Source organism: Novosphingobium sp. FW305-C-30-35 (genome assembly GCF_058783135.1).
In genome coordinates this window covers 2,777,195-2,793,664 of sequence record NZ_JBYSYJ010000001.1, presented here as the reverse complement: position 1 = coordinate 2,793,664, position 16,470 = coordinate 2,777,195, and the positions used below count along the sequence as shown (strand labels likewise).

19 protein-coding genes are annotated in these 16,470 nt (G+C 62.9%); 7 read left to right on the top strand and 12 right to left on the bottom strand.

All coding sequences use genetic code 11. The features are described 5' to 3' along the window. Position 1: 1 nt before the first annotated feature. The 10 genes from AC3WLM_RS13880 to ffh form a co-directional block, all read right to left on the bottom strand. The gene (locus AC3WLM_RS13880) at positions 2 to 1,027 is read right to left on the bottom strand and encodes an aspartate-semialdehyde dehydrogenase (protein WP_039334753.1); all 1,026 of its coding nucleotides are present in this window, start codon (positions 1,025 to 1,027) and stop codon (positions 2 to 4) included. Positions 1,028 to 1,132: 105 nt separating this feature from the next. Further along, positions 1,133 to 3,403: a S9 family peptidase gene (locus AC3WLM_RS13875; protein WP_492477650.1), complete on the bottom strand. Its 2,271-nt coding sequence runs from the start codon at positions 3,401 to 3,403 to the stop codon at positions 1,133 to 1,135. Between the two features lie 153 nt (positions 3,404 to 3,556). Then, the gene (gene rplS / locus AC3WLM_RS13870) at positions 3,557 to 3,925 is read right to left on the bottom strand and encodes a 50S ribosomal protein L19 (protein WP_011445066.1); all 369 of its coding nucleotides are present in this window, start codon (positions 3,923 to 3,925) and stop codon (positions 3,557 to 3,559) included. 2 nt (positions 3,926 to 3,927) lie between these two features. Next, positions 3,928 to 4,668, bottom strand: coding sequence for a tRNA (guanosine(37)-N1)-methyltransferase TrmD (gene trmD, locus AC3WLM_RS13865; RefSeq protein WP_492477649.1), 741 nt, complete (start codon positions 4,666 to 4,668; stop codon positions 3,928 to 3,930). Then, entirely contained in the window at positions 4,665 to 5,015 is a 351-nt protein-coding gene (locus tag AC3WLM_RS13860) for a hypothetical protein (RefSeq protein WP_427466510.1), read from the bottom strand. Before AC3WLM_RS13860 ends, trmD begins: the two co-directional genes overlap by 4 nt. After that, positions 5,015 to 5,389: a type II toxin-antitoxin system VapC family toxin gene (locus tag AC3WLM_RS13855; RefSeq protein ID WP_427466511.1), complete on the bottom strand. Its 375-nt coding sequence runs from the start codon at positions 5,387 to 5,389 to the stop codon at positions 5,015 to 5,017. The genes AC3WLM_RS13860 and AC3WLM_RS13855 overlap by 1 nt, the downstream gene beginning before the upstream one ends. Next, entirely contained in the window at positions 5,386 to 5,745 is a 360-nt protein-coding gene (locus AC3WLM_RS13850) for an AbrB/MazE/SpoVT family DNA-binding domain-containing protein (RefSeq protein WP_492477648.1), read from the bottom strand. Before AC3WLM_RS13850 ends, AC3WLM_RS13855 begins: the two co-directional genes overlap by 4 nt. 30 nt (positions 5,746 to 5,775) lie before the next feature. Next, a complete protein-coding gene (gene rimM, locus AC3WLM_RS13845; protein ID WP_039334736.1) occupies positions 5,776 to 6,273 on the bottom strand; it encodes a ribosome maturation factor RimM in 498 nt (165 codons plus the stop codon). Between the two features lie 2 nt (positions 6,274 to 6,275). Beyond that, positions 6,276 to 6,704, bottom strand: coding sequence for a 30S ribosomal protein S16 (gene rpsP, locus AC3WLM_RS13840; RefSeq protein WP_039334735.1), 429 nt, complete (start codon positions 6,702 to 6,704; stop codon positions 6,276 to 6,278). 45 nt (positions 6,705 to 6,749) lie between these two features. Beyond that, complete coding sequence (gene ffh, locus AC3WLM_RS13835) at positions 6,750 to 8,237, bottom strand: signal recognition particle protein (RefSeq protein WP_062780479.1); 1,488 nt, start codon at positions 8,235 to 8,237, stop codon at positions 6,750 to 6,752. A gap of 334 nt (positions 8,238 to 8,571) precedes the next feature. On the opposite strand from ffh, the gene AC3WLM_RS13830 reads away from it, so the two are divergent. The 7 genes from AC3WLM_RS13830 to AC3WLM_RS13800 all read left to right on the top strand — a co-directional run bounded on the left by AC3WLM_RS13830 (position 8,572) and on the right by AC3WLM_RS13800 (position 15,074). Next, positions 8,572 to 10,236, top strand: a complete 1,665-nt coding sequence (locus AC3WLM_RS13830; protein ID WP_492477647.1) for a putative bifunctional diguanylate cyclase/phosphodiesterase — start codon at positions 8,572 to 8,574, stop codon at positions 10,234 to 10,236. Between the two features lie 51 nt (positions 10,237 to 10,287). Beyond that, the gene (gene dapF, locus AC3WLM_RS13825; RefSeq protein ID WP_492477646.1) at positions 10,288 to 11,097 is read left to right on the top strand and encodes a diaminopimelate epimerase; all 810 of its coding nucleotides are present in this window, start codon (positions 10,288 to 10,290) and stop codon (positions 11,095 to 11,097) included. Continuing rightward, positions 11,094 to 12,314 (top strand): MiaB/RimO family radical SAM methylthiotransferase, encoded by a 1,221-nt coding sequence (locus tag AC3WLM_RS13820; protein WP_492477645.1) that lies wholly within the window; start codon positions 11,094 to 11,096, stop codon positions 12,312 to 12,314. Before dapF ends, AC3WLM_RS13820 begins: the two co-directional genes overlap by 4 nt. Further along, positions 12,311 to 13,249 (top strand): signal recognition particle-docking protein FtsY, encoded by a 939-nt coding sequence (ftsY, locus tag AC3WLM_RS13815; RefSeq protein ID WP_039337482.1) that lies wholly within the window; start codon positions 12,311 to 12,313, stop codon positions 13,247 to 13,249. Before AC3WLM_RS13820 ends, ftsY begins: the two co-directional genes overlap by 4 nt. Then, positions 13,246 to 13,905, top strand: a complete 660-nt coding sequence (locus AC3WLM_RS13810) for an inner membrane-spanning protein YciB (RefSeq protein ID WP_039337479.1) — start codon at positions 13,246 to 13,248, stop codon at positions 13,903 to 13,905. Before ftsY ends, AC3WLM_RS13810 begins: the two co-directional genes overlap by 4 nt. A 143-nt stretch (positions 13,906 to 14,048) precedes the next feature. Next, positions 14,049 to 14,621, top strand: a complete 573-nt coding sequence (locus AC3WLM_RS13805) for a urate hydroxylase PuuD (RefSeq protein WP_039337478.1) — start codon at positions 14,049 to 14,051, stop codon at positions 14,619 to 14,621. 147 nt (positions 14,622 to 14,768) lie between these two features. Next, positions 14,769 to 15,074 (top strand): hypothetical protein, encoded by a 306-nt coding sequence (locus AC3WLM_RS13800; RefSeq protein WP_062343423.1) that lies wholly within the window; start codon positions 14,769 to 14,771, stop codon positions 15,072 to 15,074. A gap of 51 nt (positions 15,075 to 15,125) precedes the next feature. On the opposite strand, the gene AC3WLM_RS13795 is transcribed toward AC3WLM_RS13800, so the two are convergent. Both AC3WLM_RS13795 and AC3WLM_RS13790 read right to left on the bottom strand, forming a co-directional pair. Continuing rightward, complete coding sequence (locus tag AC3WLM_RS13795) at positions 15,126 to 15,476, bottom strand: response regulator (protein ID WP_039337474.1); 351 nt, start codon at positions 15,474 to 15,476, stop codon at positions 15,126 to 15,128. Further along, the gene (locus tag AC3WLM_RS13790; RefSeq protein ID WP_492477644.1) at positions 15,469 to 16,443 is read right to left on the bottom strand and encodes a sensor histidine kinase; all 975 of its coding nucleotides are present in this window, start codon (positions 16,441 to 16,443) and stop codon (positions 15,469 to 15,471) included. The genes AC3WLM_RS13795 and AC3WLM_RS13790 overlap by 8 nt, the downstream gene beginning before the upstream one ends. Positions 16,444 to 16,470 lie beyond the last annotated feature (27 nt).

Below are 16,470 nucleotides of genomic sequence, written 5' to 3'. Positions count from 1 at the left end.
ATCAGCCCTTCTTGAGGTGGCGACGGCCGAGCAGCTCGGCGATCTGCACCGCGTTCAGTGCCGCACCCTTGCGCAGGTTGTCCGAAACGCACCAGATGTTCAGGCCATTGTCGATGGTCGAATCCTCGCGCACGCGCGAAACGAAAGTGGCGAAATCGCCCACGCATTCGACCGGCGTCACGTATCCGCCGTTCTCGCGCTTGTCGATCAGCATCACGCCCGGCGCTTCGCGCAGGATGTTCTGCGCTTCCTCGGCCGAAATCTCGTTCTCGAACTCGATATTCAGCGATTCCGAGTGACCGATGAACACCGGCACGCGCACGCAGGTGGCCGTGACCTTGACCTTGGGATCGAGGATCTTCTTGGTTTCGGCGACCATCTTCCACTCTTCCTTGGTCGAACCATCGTCAAGGAAGACGTCGATGTGCGGGATCACGTTGAAGGCGATCTGCTTGGTGAACTTCCTGGGCTCGACCGGGTCGCCGACGAAGATCGCACGGCTCTGTTCGAACAGCTCGTCCATGCCTTCCTTGCCCGCGCCGGAAACCGACTGATAGGTCGAGACGACGACGCGCTTGATCTTCGCAGCATCGTGCAGCGGCTTCAATGCAACGACCATCTGCGCGGTCGAGCAGTTCGGATTGGCGATGATGTTCTTCGCGGTATAGCCGTCGATTGCATCCGGGTTAACCTCGGGCACGATCAGCGGCACGTCCGGGTCCATGCGGTAGAGCGACGAGTTGTCGATCACTACGCAGCCTGCGGCGGCAGCGCGGGGGGCATGAACCTGCGTCGGGCCCGAACCCGCTGCGAACAGGGCAATGTCCCAGCCGGTGAAATCGAAATTGTCGACGTTCTGGACTTTCAGCATCCTGCCCGTTTCGCCGAACTCGATCTCGGTGCCCTGCGAACGCGACGAAGCAACCGCCGCGATCTCGTCGCAGGGAAACTCGCGCTCGGCCAGAATGTTGAGCATCTCGCGGCCCACATTCCCCGTCGCACCGACCACTACAACCCGGTAACCCATTTCCATTCCCTTCCTGCGGCCCGCCCTTCAACAGCGGACGGGCCGTTCCCTAGCGGCTGGTTCCGACCAGCCAAGTGTTTTGGGCTTTAGGCCCATGAAGTGAGGCTACTTGCCACTCCCTGCGCCATTACGGTCAAGGAAGCGGAAAATCGTCTCGTACAAGTGCTGGCTCACCTTCGGCCCGCTGATGCGGTGCGTGTAGCCGGGATAGAGCATCATCTCGAACGGCACCGCCTCGGCCTGCATCTTGGCGATGATCGCCGACGCATTCTCGAACACCACGTTGTCGTCGGCCATGCCGTGGATGACGAGCAGCGGATCGCTTATCTTGCCGGTGTCGGCCAGCGCGTTCGACTTCTCGTAGACTTGCGGCAGCTTGTTCGGATCGCCCAGGTAACGCTCGGTATAGGTCGTGTCGTACATCTGCCACTTGGTCACCGGCGCCACGGCAATGCCCGCCGCATAGGCGCCTGGATTGGCCTCGAGCATCTTGATCGACATGTAGCCGCCATAAGACCAGCCGAAGGTGCTGATCTTGTCGGCATCGACGAAGTTCTGCTTCTTCAGCCAGTTGGCGCCTGCCAGCTGGTCCTCGACCTCGACCGTGCCCATCGCGTGGTGCAGCGCCGAGGCGAACTTCACGCCGCGGTTCTCCGACCCGCGATTGTCGATCGCGAAGTAGATGTAGCCCTTGTCGACAATCGCCTGCGCCAGCGCGCCCTGGAAGCCCTTGGCTACCACTTGCGCGGTCGGCCCGCCGTAGTGGTAGGTGAACACCGGGTACTTCTTGCCGGGCTCCAGCGGTGGCGTGATCATCATGTAGTGCAGCGGCGTGCCATCAGCCGCTGGGATGGTGCCGAATTGCGCGGGACGATGGCTGGCAAGGTAGGGCGCATAGGGGTGCGAGCCAGTGACCTTGTTCTCCTCGATCCACGCCAGGCGCTTGCCCGTGGTGTCCGCAATATAGGACTGCGCCGGCTGTGCGTCCGACGATCGCGTGATCATCAGCGTCTGGCCGCTCTTGTCCATGCCCGCGCTGTTGACCCAGCCGAGTTCGGTAAGACGGGTCAGCTTGCCCGGCGCCTTGAGGTCCATCGCATAGACCTGTTGCGCCAGAACGTCGTCCTTGGTGCCCGTCAGGTAAAGCTTGCCGCCCTTCTCGTCGACGCCGACCAGGCCGGTGACGACCCACTCACCCTTGGTCAGCTGGCTCCACTTGCCCTTGTTGAAGCGGTACAGATGCCCGAAGCCATCGCGCTGCGACCACCAGACAAGGCTGCCGTCCGAAAGAAAGCGATAGCTGTCCGAAAGATCGATCCAGTGCCTGTCCGCCGCCTTCTCGCTGAACAGCACGCTCGACTTACCGGTCGCAGGATCGACCTTGAGCATGTCGAGCACGGTCTGCTCACGGTTCATGCGCTGGACGTAGAGCGTCTTGCCATCGGGCGCCCAGTCGACGCGGGCGAGGTAGATGTCCTTGTCCTTGCCCAGATCGACCTGCACGCGGTTCGAGCCATCCGGCCCCATCACGTAGAGCGAGACTTCGGCGTTGGGCGTGCCCGCAGCCGGATAGCGCTGATCGAAAGTCTTGGTGCCTTCCGCACCGATAGCGGCGCGCGTGACCACGCCGACCATGCTTTCGTCAAAGCGCTCTACCGCGATGCGGCTTTCATCGGGAGACCACCAGAAGCCGTTGAAGCGGTTCATTTCCTCCTGTGCGACAAACTCGGCCTCGCCCCAATGGACGTCGGCATTCGCCTCTTCCGGCGTGATCGCCTGCGCTGCCCCACCGGTCACCGGCCCTGCCCACAGACGGCGGTCGCGCACAAAGGCGATGTGCTCGCCCTTCGGCCCCAGCTTCGGCGTCAGCTCACCCCCCTTGGTTCCTTCAACCTTGCGCACCGAGCCGTCGAGCCCGGCCAGCAGCAGGTCGCCGTCCACCGGCACCAGCACAGACTTGCCGTCCGCGCTCCACTCGTACGACACGATGCCCTTGAGATCGCCGATGCGCTGGCGTTCGCGCTGCATCTTCTCGGCCTCGGTCAACTGGCGGCCGGACGAGAGCTTGAGCGAATCCACCAGCATCTTCCACTCAGCCGTCTGGCGGTCGAAGCCCCACAGGTCATAGCGCTCGCGGTCGTCGGCGCGGTTGCGCAGCAGCGTCAGGTAGCGACCATCGGGCGATAGCTTCACCGCCCGCGGCGCCGGGCCATTGAGGCTCGGACTGGCGAACACGCGCTCGAACGTCAGGTCTTTCGCTTCGGCCGGGGCTGGAGCGGACTCGGCAGTGGTCATCGGGGTTCCCTGTTGGGCAAGCGCAGGCGCAGCGACGAAAGAGACAAGCGCGCAGGCGGCGAGCAGGCGGAAGTGACGCATGGGTTTTCGGTATCCTCTGGCCCGGCTCCACGTCCGGGGCGTGTTTGCGATGCGCCTAGGTGGCCCGAAATGGTTGCGTATGAAAGCAGAAAAGGCGCCCTGGCTCTGAGCCAGGACGCCTTTCTGAACACGTTATCCGCGTCGGGGCGTTGCTCAGGCCTTGGTGACCTTACGCTCAGCAATACGCGCCGATTTACCCGTGCGGCCACGAAGATAGTAAAGCTTCGCACGACGCACGACACCACGACGCACCACGGTAATCGAATCGATGTTGGGCGAGTAGAGCGGGAACACGCGCTCCACGCCTTCGCCGAACGAAATCTTGCGAACGGTGAAGTTCGAGCCGAGGCCACGGTTCGAACGCGCGATGCACACGCCTTCGTAGGCCTGGACGCGGGTACGCTCGCCTTCGACGACGCGCACGCCAACGCGGACAGTATCGCCAGCGCGGAAGTCCGGAATTTCCTTCTTCGCCTTGAATTCGGCGATGGCTTCAGCTTCAAGCTGCTGAATCAGGTTCATTTTCAATCATCCTGCACTTCATGCTGCGCGCCAGAGGCAGACTGGACCCGAACGCCGATGTGGCGCTCCCAAAGGTCCGGCCTGCGTAACCGTGTATCGATCTCGGACTGTGACTTGCGCCAAGCCGCGATCTTCGCATGATCCCCCGATCGCAGCACTTCAGGGATCGTGCGCCCTTCCCATTCCTGGGGTCGGGTATAGTGCGGGTATTCGAGGAGGCCGTTCTCGAACGACTCTTCATGCCCGCTAGAAGCCGCGCCCATTACGCCGGGAAGCAGCCGAATGCAAGCGTCCAGCAGCATCAGCGCGGCACATTCGCCGCCGGACAAAACAATATCGCCGACCGAGACTTCCTCGACGTCGCGGCCTTCGAAAATGCGCTCGTCGAAGCCCTCGAAACGGCCACACAGGACGATCACGCCCGGCCCCTCGGCAAGCTCCCGCACCCGCTCCTGCGTCAGCGGCTTGCCGCGCGGCGTCATGGCGATCACCGGGCAGCCGGGATGCTCTTCCCGCGCATGCTCGATCGCCTTGGCGAGCACATCCACCCGCAACACCATCCCCGCCCCGCCGCCTGCCGGCGTGTCGTCAACGGTCTTGTGCCTGTCGATGGCAAAGTCCCGGATCTGCACCGCATCCATCGCCCACGTCCCCTCACGCAACGCGCGTCCGGCAAGGCTGACGCCGAGCGGACCGGGGAACATCTCGGGGTAGAGAGTCAGGACGGTGGCGGCGAAGGTCATTTGAATCTACTGAATTTGGAGGTCAGGAAGAATGCCCCGTAGATCGAGACTGGGCCCAACAGAAGCGCCAACAGCGGATAGCCAATGACATCGGTAGATGCGCACTCTTCTACGCCGGGCACGATCATGGAGACTACGACAGCTAGCGCGATGGTCAATCCAATGGGAGTAAGACAGCCCAGCCCGAAGCCGGATAAGGACATCGGCTCAATCGGTGGACCGAGCCAAACGAGGGACGGCAAGACCTTCGCTCCCGCCCCTAAAACAGCGCCAATGAACGCCGTACATGCGGCAACGAGTAACTCGTCGGCTCCAGATACATCACAGAGGGAGCTGAGATCGAACATCAAACCGTCCAGTTCTCAACCACCAACCCCGGCACATCCCGGAAGTCCGCCTCGTTGTCCGTCACCACGATCAACCCGTGTGACAGTGCATGCGCCGCGATCAGCCGGTCATAGCTCGCGCGCTTGAACGGGAGTGTGGCATAAGCCTGCGCCGCCTTGAAATCGAAGTCCAGTATGGGCACTTCCTCGACAAACGCGCGAAGCTGTTCAGTCGCAGGCGGCTTCTCGTTTGCAGAACCGTAGGCGACTTCGGCATAGCAAACGGCGGACGTCACCATCTCACCCGCCTCGCATTGCGATGCACGTGCATAGACGCCCGAATCCTGGTTCATGACCAGCGCGATGATGATGTTGCTGTCGAGCAGGTACTTCACTGCTCGTCCTTTGAAGAGTCACGACTGCGCAGCGGGCGGTCTTCGAAAATACGATCCTCGCGCCGGATCGGCTTTAGGCTCGTAGCCGACCCCGCCACCTTGTCGATATTGAACATCCGCTTGGGCTGCTCGACAGGCTCGTAGGACAGGAACTGCCCATCCTCGACCAAAAGGTCCATCTCCATTCCGGCGGAAAGCTTGGTGCCAGCCGGGATGCGGACGGCAAGAGAGTTACCCGACCTGAACACCTTGGTGCGGTGACGCTGCTTCTCGATGGCTTTCAGCCAAGGGGCAGAACCGAACGCCCGCATGTTGAATTTCTTGCGTTCTTCGCGGACCTTGTCGTCGTCTGCCATCACGGCCTCCGTATATACGCGACGTATATACTACTCGACCCAGCCCGCCTCAATCACAATCCGCTCGTCGGTCCATTCCGGAACCGCTTGCGGTTTCATCGGCACCATGAACTTCTTGCCATCGGCCTTGCGAATCTCGATCACGTCGCCCGCGCCGAAGTTCTCGACCGCGATGCATTCGCCAAGCGCCTCGCCATCGGTCGAGACCGCCGGCAGGCCGATCAGGTCGGCGTGATAGTACTCGCCCTCGGGCAGGGGCGGCATTTCCGAGCGGCGCACGGTCAGCGCCGTGCCGCGCAGCTTCTCCGCCGCTGTGCGATCGGGCACTTCGGCAAAGCGGGCGATCGCGCCGCCCTTGCCGTCGTCCTTCAGCTTTACGACGGTCAGCCCAGAACCATCGCCAGAATCGTTGAAGGCGCGGTAGCGCTTGAGCGCCGCCACGCCTTCACCGAACAGCTTCAAGCGGACCTCGCCCGTCACCCCATGTGCGCCAGTGATGGCGGCGAGCGTGACGGGCCGGTCGCGCAAGATCAGGCTTCCGTCTGTTCTTCAGCAGCAGCTTCGGCAGCCGGAGCTTCCTCGGCCGGAGCAGCCGATGCGGCAGCAGCGGCTTCAGCAGCTTCACGAGCCTTCTCGGCCTTTTCCTCGGCGCGCTCCTTGGCCTTCTTGCCGGGTTCGCCAGCCTGCGGGTTGTTGGTGGGCTTGCGCTCCTTGATGCCAGCCTTGTCGAGCATGCGGGCAACGCGATCGGTCGGCTGCGCGCCAACGCCGATCCAGTAACGCACGCGGTCTTCGACCAGGCGCACGCGGTTCTCGTCGTCCTTGGCGAGCAGCGGGTTGTAGGTGCCGACCTGCTCGAGGTACTTGCCGTCACGCGGGGCGCGGCTGTTGGAAACGACGATCTTGTAGTACGGGCGCTTCTTCGAACCACCGCGCGAAAGACGCATAGAAACGGACATTTGAACTACCTTTCAATCAAACTGTGTGAACTGCGAAACTCGAAATCACTTCTTCTTGAGCAGGTCGCCGAGATTGCCCGGCAAGCCGCCCGAACCCAGACCGGGCAGGCCGCCCCCACCCAGACCGCCGAGACCTCCGCCCAAGCCCCCGGGCCCCATCTGCTGGTCCAGCCCCGGCATCGCGGCGCCAAGGCCACCCTTGCCGAAAAGCGCGCCCAGCCCCTTGAGGCCGCCCATCTTCTTGATCTGCTTCATGGCCTTGGCCATTTCCTGGTGCATCTTCAGAAGCTTGTTGACGTCCTGCACCTGTGTGCCGGAACCCTTGGCGACGCGGATCTTGCGCTTGGCGTTGAGCAGTTCGGGCTTCTCGCGTTCCTTGGGCGTCATCGAACCGATGATCGCGTCCATGCGCAGCAGCACCTTGTCGTCCATGCCGGACTGCGCCATCGCCGCCTTGGCCTTCTTCATGCCCGGCATCATGCCCGCCAGCACACCAAGACCGCCCATGTTCTGCATCTGGCGCAACTGGGTGCGCAGGTCGTTCATGTCGAACTGACCCTTGGCCATGCGCTGGGCGAGCTTCTCGGCGTCTTCCGCCTGGATCGTCGCCGCCGCCTTCTCGACGATGGACACGATGTCGCCCATGCCAAGGATACGGCCAGCGACGCGCTCCGGATGGAACGGCTCGATCGCGTCGAGCTTTTCGCCGGTTGCGGCAAACTTGATCGGCTTGCCGGTGACGGCCCGCATCGACAGCGCCGCACCGCCACGCGCATCACCGTCCATGCGGGTGAGGATCACGCCGGTAAGATCGACTTCGCCCGAGAACGACTGTGCAACGTTGACCGCATCCTGGCCCGTCAGCGAGTCGACGACGAGCAGCGTTTCCTTCGGGGCCGAGACAGCGGCAACCGCCTTCATCTCGTCCATCAGCGCCTGATCGACGTGGAGTCGGCCTGCGGTGTCGAGCAGAAGGACGTCGACCGCCTGCAGCTTGGCCGCGTTCACGGCGCGGGTGGCGATGTCGACCGGCTGCTGCCCGGTGATGATCGGCAGCGTGGCAACGCCCGCCTGTTCGCCCAGAACGCGAAGCTGTTCCTGCGCCGCCGGACGATTGACGTCCAGCGAGGCCATCAGGACCTTCTTGCCCTGCTTTTCCTTCAGCAACTTGCCGATCTTGGCCGTGCTGGTGGTCTTGCCCGACCCCTGCAGGCCGACCATCATGATCACAACGGGCGGCGCGGCGTTCAGGTCAAGCTCGGCCGTGCCGCCGCCAAGCATCTCGACCAGCGCATCGTTGACGATCTTGACGACCTGCTGGCCGGGCGTGACCGACTTCAGGACCGACTGGCCAACGGCTTGCTCCGAAACGGAGTCAATAAATCGGCGAACGACGGGAAGGGCAACGTCGGCCTCAAGCAACGCGATCCGCACTTCGCGCATCGCCGCAAGGACATCTTCCTCACGCAGCGCGCCGCGGCCACGCAGGCGATCGAATACGCCTCCAAGCCGGTCTGAAAGACTGTCGAACACGCGCAATTCCCATCATCATGCCCTTGATCGGGAACCACTCTCGCGTAACGCGAAAAACGCCGGTGGGCGAAACCTCGCCGACCAGCGTGTGGCATCCTGAACAGGGGCCGTTGTCGAATCCGCAAGACGCAATGGCGCTCGCAGGCCTGCCCCTTAGCCTCGCTTTGCCCGCAAGGCAAGCAGCTTGGGCCGATTGGCCACCCGGCCTGCTGTCCGCCCGCAACGCCTGCCCTGCGTCAGAAACAGTCCTTAACCAAAATTTCAGGACGTTCCCTTAGCCATGGCCCTGACGGAATCGGGCCGCAGGACATGCGGCAGAGATGAAAGCGGGGGCATGGCGACAGCGCCTATCAAGTTCAACGAGCCGGATGCCACAAGCATCGCGCTCAAGGACCGGCGGGATCACGACATCGTGGGTCCCGGCGTCATCATTGCAGCCGTGCTGCTCTTCGTGGCGAACGGCTCATCCGTGCTGCGCGATTTCCTGCATTCACTCGCGACGGGCGCAAGGCCGCAAGAACCGATGCTCGGCACCGCGCTTGTGCTCAATATCGCCCTCCTCCTGTTCGGTTGGCGGCGCTATGTCGATCTCACCCGCGAAGTCGGCCAGCGCCGTGTTGCCGAGGAAGTGGCCCACAGACTGGCCCATACCGACCCCCTCACCGGCTGCCTCAACCGCCGGAGTATCGGCCCTGCCCTGCAGGACATGATCCACACCGCCCGGGCCACCGGTCATGAGGTGGTGGCGATGATGATGGATCTCGACAACTTCAAGAAGTCGAACGATGCGCACGGCCACCAGGCTGGCGATGCCGTGCTGCTGCAGACCGCCGAACGGATTCGCGCGCTGTTGCCCGAGAAATCGATCATGGCGCGCCTTGGCGGCGACGAATTCGCCTTTGCCACCATTTACGATCCGGATCATGTCGAAGCCATCGACCGCCTGATGATCCGCCTGAACTCTTCGATCGCGCGCCCGGTGGAAATCGACGGACTCGCACTTGAAGTGACAGCCTCCATTGGCCTTGCCAACACGGGACCGGCCGACCCGAACGACGCCGGCACCCTGGCGGAACTGCTGATCCACCGCGCCGACCTGGCCATGTACCAGGCAAAGAAGGGCGGACGGAACCGCTACTACTGGTTCGAACAGAACATGGAGAGCGAACTGCGCTTCCGCAGCGAACTCGAACGCGGCATCCGCGAAGGTATTCCTCGCGGCGAATTCGTGCCCTATTATGAAAAGCAGGTCGATCTCGACACCGGCGAGCTGACCGGCTTCGAAATGCTTGCCCGCTGGAAGAGCCCCAGGCATGGCCTGCTCTCGCCCGAACTTTTCATTCCGATCGCAGAAGAAATCGGCCTGATCTCGGAGCTGTCGGAAAGCCTTATCCGTCAGGCGCTGCGCGATGCGCGCGAATGGGACCCTCGCCTCACTCTCTCGGTCAACATCTCGCCGCTGCAGCTGCGCGATCCGTGGTTTGCCCAGAAGCTGCTCAAACTGCTGGTCGAAGCCAACTTCCCGCCGCACCGGCTCGACATCGAGATTACCGAAACATGCCTGCATGAAAACGTCGGCGTCGTGCGCACCCTGATCACCAGCCTGAAGAATCAAGGCATCCGCATCAGCCTCGACGATTTCGGCACCGGTTATTCGTCATTGGCGCAGCTGCGCACCCTGCCCTTCGACCGGATCAAGATCGACCGCTTCTTCGTCTCGACGCTCGGCAAGAGCAAGGACAGCGGTACCATCATCGAAGCGATCTCGTCGCTCGGGAAGGGCATGGACCTGCCGATCACTGCCGAAGGCATCGAAAGCCCGGAAGTGCTCGACGAACTGCGCAAATACGGCTCCTTCAAGGGCCAGGGCTATCTCTACGGTCAGCCTGAAGACGCAGACGCCGTACGGGCCCTGCTGGCCAGCTACAACCTGTTGCCCAGCGCCCCCGCGATCTCGGTCAACGAACTGCCCGAAATGCCGCGAGCGGCCACGGCGTGATTTTCGGCGAAATGATTGCCACGAGGCGCGGCAATCCCTAAGTCGCGCGCCATGCGCATTCCCTTCCGCAAGATGCATGGCCTCGGCAACGATTTCGTGGTGATCGACGCACGAGAGACGCCGGTGGCGATGACCACGCGCCGCGCCGCCGCGCTGGCCGACCGCCGCACCGGCGTTGGCTGCGACCAGCTCATCGTGCTCGAACCATCGCAGGTCGCCGACGTGCGCATGCGCATCTTCAACAACGACGGCGGCGAGGTCGAGGCTTGCGGCAATGCCAGCCGGGCTGTTGGACTTCTGCTCGGGGGAACGAACTCGATCGAGACCCTAGGTGGCCTGATCCGCTCCGAGGCGGGCGAGGATGGCGTGACCGTGGACATGGGCCTGCCCCGCTTTGGCTGGCAGGAGATACCCCTGAGTTATGCCATGGATACCCTGGAGTTGCCGCTTGGCTGGGAAGAGTTGGAAAATCCCGTCGGCGTCAATGTCGGCAACCCCCATGCGGTATTCTTCGTGCCCGATGCCGATGCGGTAGAGCTTGAAAGACTGGGCCCCATCATTGAAAACGATGCGGTTTTTCCCGAGCGCGTAAACGTCAATGTTGCCAGCGTGGTCGGCTCCGATCACCTCAGACTGCGCGTGTGGGAGCGCGGTGCAGGCGTGACCCGCGCCTGCGGCACCGGCGCCTGCGCGACCGCCGTGGCAGCCATGCGTCGCAAGCTGACCGGCCGCAAGGTCCGCGTCGACCTGCCCGGCGGCCCCCTCACCATCGCCTGGCCGGAAGGCGGCTCGATCGAAATGACCGGTCCTGCCGCGCTGAGCTTCGAAGGCTCCTTCGAGGACGCTGATTTCCCCGCATGAGCGGACAGGTCGTCTCTCTCGGCTGCCGCCTCAACATTGCCGAAAGCGAGGCGATCAGCGGGTTTCTCGCTGATGGACCGCCGACCGTGGTCGTCAACTCCTGCGCCGTGACCGCCGAAGCCGTGCGCCAGTCACGCCGCGCAGTGCGCAGGCTGCGGCGGGAAAATCCCGATGCCCGGCTCGTGGTGACCGGCTGCGCCGCCACGATCGAGCAGGACGCCTTCGCCGGAATGGCCGAGGTCGATGCGGTGGTGCCGAATGCCGACAAGCTGAAGCCCGCCACATGGCGTCCCCGCGAAGGCGGGGACCTCGGTGTTGCGACGGAACCTTCCGTAAACCGGCTGCGGCCCCTGCCTTCGCGGGGAAGCGGCACGTCTCACACACGCGCCTTTGTGCCGGTGCAGAACGGATGCGATCACGCCTGCACCTTCTGCATCATCCCGCAAGGCCGGGGGACCAGCGTTTCGCTCGCGACAGCAGCAGTCATCGAAGCGATCGCGCGGCTCGAGGGCGTCAACGAGGTGGTTCTGACGGGTGTCGATGTCACTTCATGGGGCGCGGACCTGCCCGGTAGCCCGCGGCTTGGTGATCTTGTCGCGGCGATCCTGGACGCTTTTCCCGCCCTGCCCCGTTTGCGGCTGTCCTCTCTCGACGGCGTGGAGATCGATCCGCTATTGTTCGAACTGATCACGCAGGAGGCGCGCGTTATGCCGCACGTCCACCTGTCCTTGCAGTCCGGCAACGACATGGTGCTCAAGCGGATGAAGCGGCGGCACTCGCGCCATGACGCGATCGATCTGGTGCAGCGCTTGAAGGCGCGACGCCCAGGCATAGCAATCGGCGCCGACCTGATCGCAGGTTTTCCGACCGAGACGCCCGAAATGCACGCCGACAATGTCTCGATCGTGCGCGACTGCTCGGTCGTTCACGGCCACGTCTTCCCCTACTCCCCTCGTCCCGGCACGCCGGCAGCGCGCATGCCGCAAGTCGATCCCGTGCTCGTCAGGGAACGCGCGGCCGAAGTCCGGGCCGAAGTGGCCAGGCAACGCCGGGATTGGCTGCAGTCGCTCCTCGGCACGCCTGCGCAAGTCCTTGCCGAGCGCGACGGAACCGGCCATGCGGGACACTTTGCGACCTACCGCGTTCCGGAAGGCACTCCCGTCGGGAGCCTCGTCACGGTAACGCCGACCAGGATTTTTGAAGGAATACTCGAATGAGTGCCGAAACCGCCAGCCCCAGCTGGTCCGACCGCATCCTCGGCGGATTCCGCAAGACGTCCGAGCGGCTTGCCGAAAATCTCGGCGGCATCGTCGGAAGCAGCCGCCTGAGCGACGAGCAACTCGATGATATCGAGGACGCGCTGATCCTGTCCGACCTCGGCCCCCGTGCCGCCGCCCGCATCCGCGAACGCCTGAAAAGCGCCCGGTTCGAGAACGGCGTGGACGAACGGGGACTGAAGGAAGCAGTGGCCGAAGAGATCGCCGCGATCCTCCGCCCGGTTGCCAAGCCGCTGGAAATCGTGGCGTTTCCTCGTCCGCAGGTGATCCTGGTGATCGGCGTCAACGGATCGGGCAAGACAACCACCATCGCCAAGCTTGCCCACCTGTTCCAGGAGCAGGACTACGGCGTGATGCTGGCAGCGGGCGACACCTTCCGTGCGGCGGCGATCGGCCAGCTCAAGGTATGGGCCGATCGCCTCGGCGTGCCCATCGTCACCGGCCCCGAGGGCGGCGACCCGGCTGCCATCGTGTTCGATGCGGTAAAGACCGCCACCGACACCGGCATCGACACCCTGATCGTCGATACCGCCGGCCGCCTCCAGAACAAGCGCGAGCTGATGGACGAACTGGCAAAGGTGCGCCGCGTGCTCGGCCGCCTCAATCCGGAAGCCCCGCATGACGTGGTGCTGGTGCTGGATGCCACCAACGGACAGAATGCGCTGCAGCAGATCGAGATCTTCAAGGAAGTGGCAGGGGTGACCGGCCTGATCATGACCAAGCTTGACGGCACCGCGCGTGGCGGCGTGCTGGTGGCGGCGGCGGAGCAGTACGGCTTGCCGATCCACGCGATCGGCGTGGGCGAAAAGATCGACGATCTGCGCCCGTTCGATCCCGACCTTGTCGCCAAGGTCATCGCAGGAGTGTTCCGGTGAGCGAGGCCCGAAAGAAGCCCAAATCGTCCTGGCTGAACCTGCTGGTCGATTACGGTCCGCTGCTCGTGTTCTTCCTCGCCTATCGCTACTTCAAGCGCGACAGTGGTGATGCCGGGCTGGCCGAGGTGGTGGCCGTTACCAAAGGCACTGCAGCCTTCATGGTCGCAACCGTCGTGGCTTTGATCGTCTCGAAGCTGCGGCTCGGCAAGATTTCGCCGATGCTGTGGCTGTCGACCGTGCTGATCCTCGGGTTCGGGACGCTGACTGTCCTGCTGGGCGATCCCTTCTGGATCCAGGTCAAGCCAACGGCGATATATCTGCTCTTTGCTGGCGTGCTGTTCGCTGGCCTTGCCAAGGGCAAGGCCATGCTGCGCTACCTGCTCGAAGCCGCATTCGATGGTCTGAACGAGGAAGGCTGGCTGAAGCTGTCGCGGAACTGGGCGTTCTTTTTCCTGTTCCTGGCCGGGCTGAATGAAGTCCTGCGGTACTTCTTCAATACGGCCAACGGCAACTTCGAAATCTGGCTGCAGGCAAAGCTCTGGGGTGTGACCTCACTGTCGTTCCTGTTCACGTTCGCCCAGATACCCATGCTGATGAAGCACGGGTTGGCAATGGACGAACAGACCGAGGTAGAACAGAACCCTCCGCACGACTGAGGCGCGCCTGTCCTTCCCGAAGAGGCTGGCAGCCCAACCCTAATTTTGTGTGACATTTGCGGCACGCTGCCTAATATGCGCGGCAACCGTGGGGGCATGGTCGTGCTCCTGCCATATGACGGTTGCACATAGGGGGAAATCACATGGCCAAATTCTTTGGCAATCTTCATCTCGTACTCGTAGTCGGTCTCGTCGCTGCCATTGCGGTGATGGTGGGCTACGGCGCATCCGCTCCGGTCGACGCCAACTCGGTGTTCCGCTGGCTCCACGCCTTCTTCGGCATCCTGTGGATCGGCCTGCTCTACTACCTGAACTTCGTGCAGGTGCCGACCATGCCGAAGATCCCGGCCGAACAGAAGGGCGCGATCACGGGTCACATCGCACCCAAGGTGTTCTTCTTCTTCCGCTATGCCGCGCTGCTTACGGTCATCACCGGCCTCGTCATCGCGTTCGTGAACGGATACGGCCACCAGGCGATGACCTTCTCGGGCGAAGGCAACGTCAACATGATCGGCCTTGGCATGTGGCTGGCGCTGATCATGGCGTTCAACGTATGGTTCATCATCTGGCCCGCCCAGAAGAAGATTCTCGGCATCGTCGAGGCATCGGCTGAGGAAAAGGCTGCCGCCGCACCGCGCGCGCTGGCCGCAAGCCGCACCAATCTGCTGCTGTCGCTGCCGATGCTGTACTGCATGGTGAGCGCAAACCTTGGCTGATGGCTCTAGCCTTTGATGCGCTGGAACTGGGGGCGCGGCATTCTCGGATGCTGCGCCCTTTTTCTGCGACGGGATACTAATGCGTGTTCATGCGTTGCCTCCTCAACCCGCGCTGCGGGTACGACACCAAGGGGAGTAATTCACCACATGCGCAAGTTCACGATCCTCGCTGCCGCCGCGGCGACCGCCCTGACGCTTTCCGCTTGCTCGGAAAAGACGCAGGAAGCTGCCGAGACGACGGCGGAATCGGCCGGTAATGACGTTGCCAACGCTGCCGACAACGCAGCGGCCGCTACTGACGAGCTGGGTGACAAGGCCGCTGCTGCCGTCGACAACGCGGCCGCAAAGACCGACGAAATGGCCGACAAGGCAGCTGCGGCTACCAAGCAGGAAGCCGCCGAAGCCGAAGCCAGCCTTCACAACGAATCCGTGGCGGAAGCCAAGAAGGACTGATCTGAATTCCCGGGGCGGCAATGCCGCTCCGGGGTTCAACGGTATTGCAAGTCAGCCGGTGAAAAGACCGGAAAGCTTTTCAATGAGATGGGCCGACACGTACGGCTTGCTCAGAATTGGCCGATCGTTGAACGGCGCATCGACCGAACCATAACCCGTGGCGATGATGAACGGAACGTCTCGCGCGGCAAGCGCTTCTGCCAGTGACGAACCGGATTCCCCGGCAAGGTTCCAATCAAGTACCGCAGCGTCTATTCCGCCTGCGGCGATCACATCTAGCCCCTCGCTCACCCTGCCGACCGGACCCACAGGCATGGCGCCGTGATCCTCCAGGGTATCGCAAAGCATTGCCGCGACAATGAACTCGTCTTCAACGACCAGTATGCGTTTCCCGTCAATCATCTTGCGTCCCAGGAAATGGCCGGAAATGCGGCACTGCGATACGGCATCGTAACCCGGCCCTGTCATAGTCCAGATCGACGCGACCACCAAGCTGGCGAGGTATCGCTTCGGCCAACAGGCGCGAGCCGAAACCCTTGCGTTCCGGCATATTCACCTCAGGGCCACCGCTTTCGACCCAATCTATTACAACCATTTCGGAGTCATCGAGCGCCCAACGCACCGTCACTCGGCCGGTAAGGCCTGACAGCGCGCCGTATTTCATGGCGTTGGTAGCCAGTTCATGCAGGACCATGACCAGCGAAACAGTGGCATTCGCAGGCATGATCACTTCCGGCCCCGACACATCGATCCGCATGTCATCGGCTCTGCAGATCAACAGCCCATGGTTCACGATATCGGCCAGCCGCGCTCCGGCCCAGTTTGTCCGGCTCAGGGCGTCGTGGGCACCGGATAGCGCGGCAAGCCTGTCACTGAATGTGCTGATGCGACCATCGGCTGCGCCTCCGCCACGAAACGTCTGATGAGCCATCGCCTGAACCACCATGAGCGTGTTCTTCACGCGATGGTTCAGCTCGTCGACGAGCAGCTTGAGTTGCTCTTCCAGTTGCTTGCGCTCGGTAATGTCGATGCCGGTCGATTGGGCAACCGACCATGCGCCCGCATCATCGAATTCGAGGGCGTGATTGCGCCACAGCATCCACCGGGTCCCGCCCGCAGCTTCGAAACGGTTCTCTATGGTCAGTTCAGGCTGCGCAGGGGTCAGGTTGAGCAACATGGCGCGGACATGCGCCTGATCTTCACCCGTGACGAAATCCCACAGGTTGCGCCCCGTCAGTTCGTGCGGTTCGCGCCCCAAGGTTGCTGCGTAGGCGCGATTGACGAACAGGATCGTGCCGTCCGCCCGAAAACGGCAGACGGTTTCAAGCTGAGCATCGAGAATCTCGCGCAGAAGCGCGCTATCGGCCATGTGGGCGTCCCTGTTGCCACGTTGGGC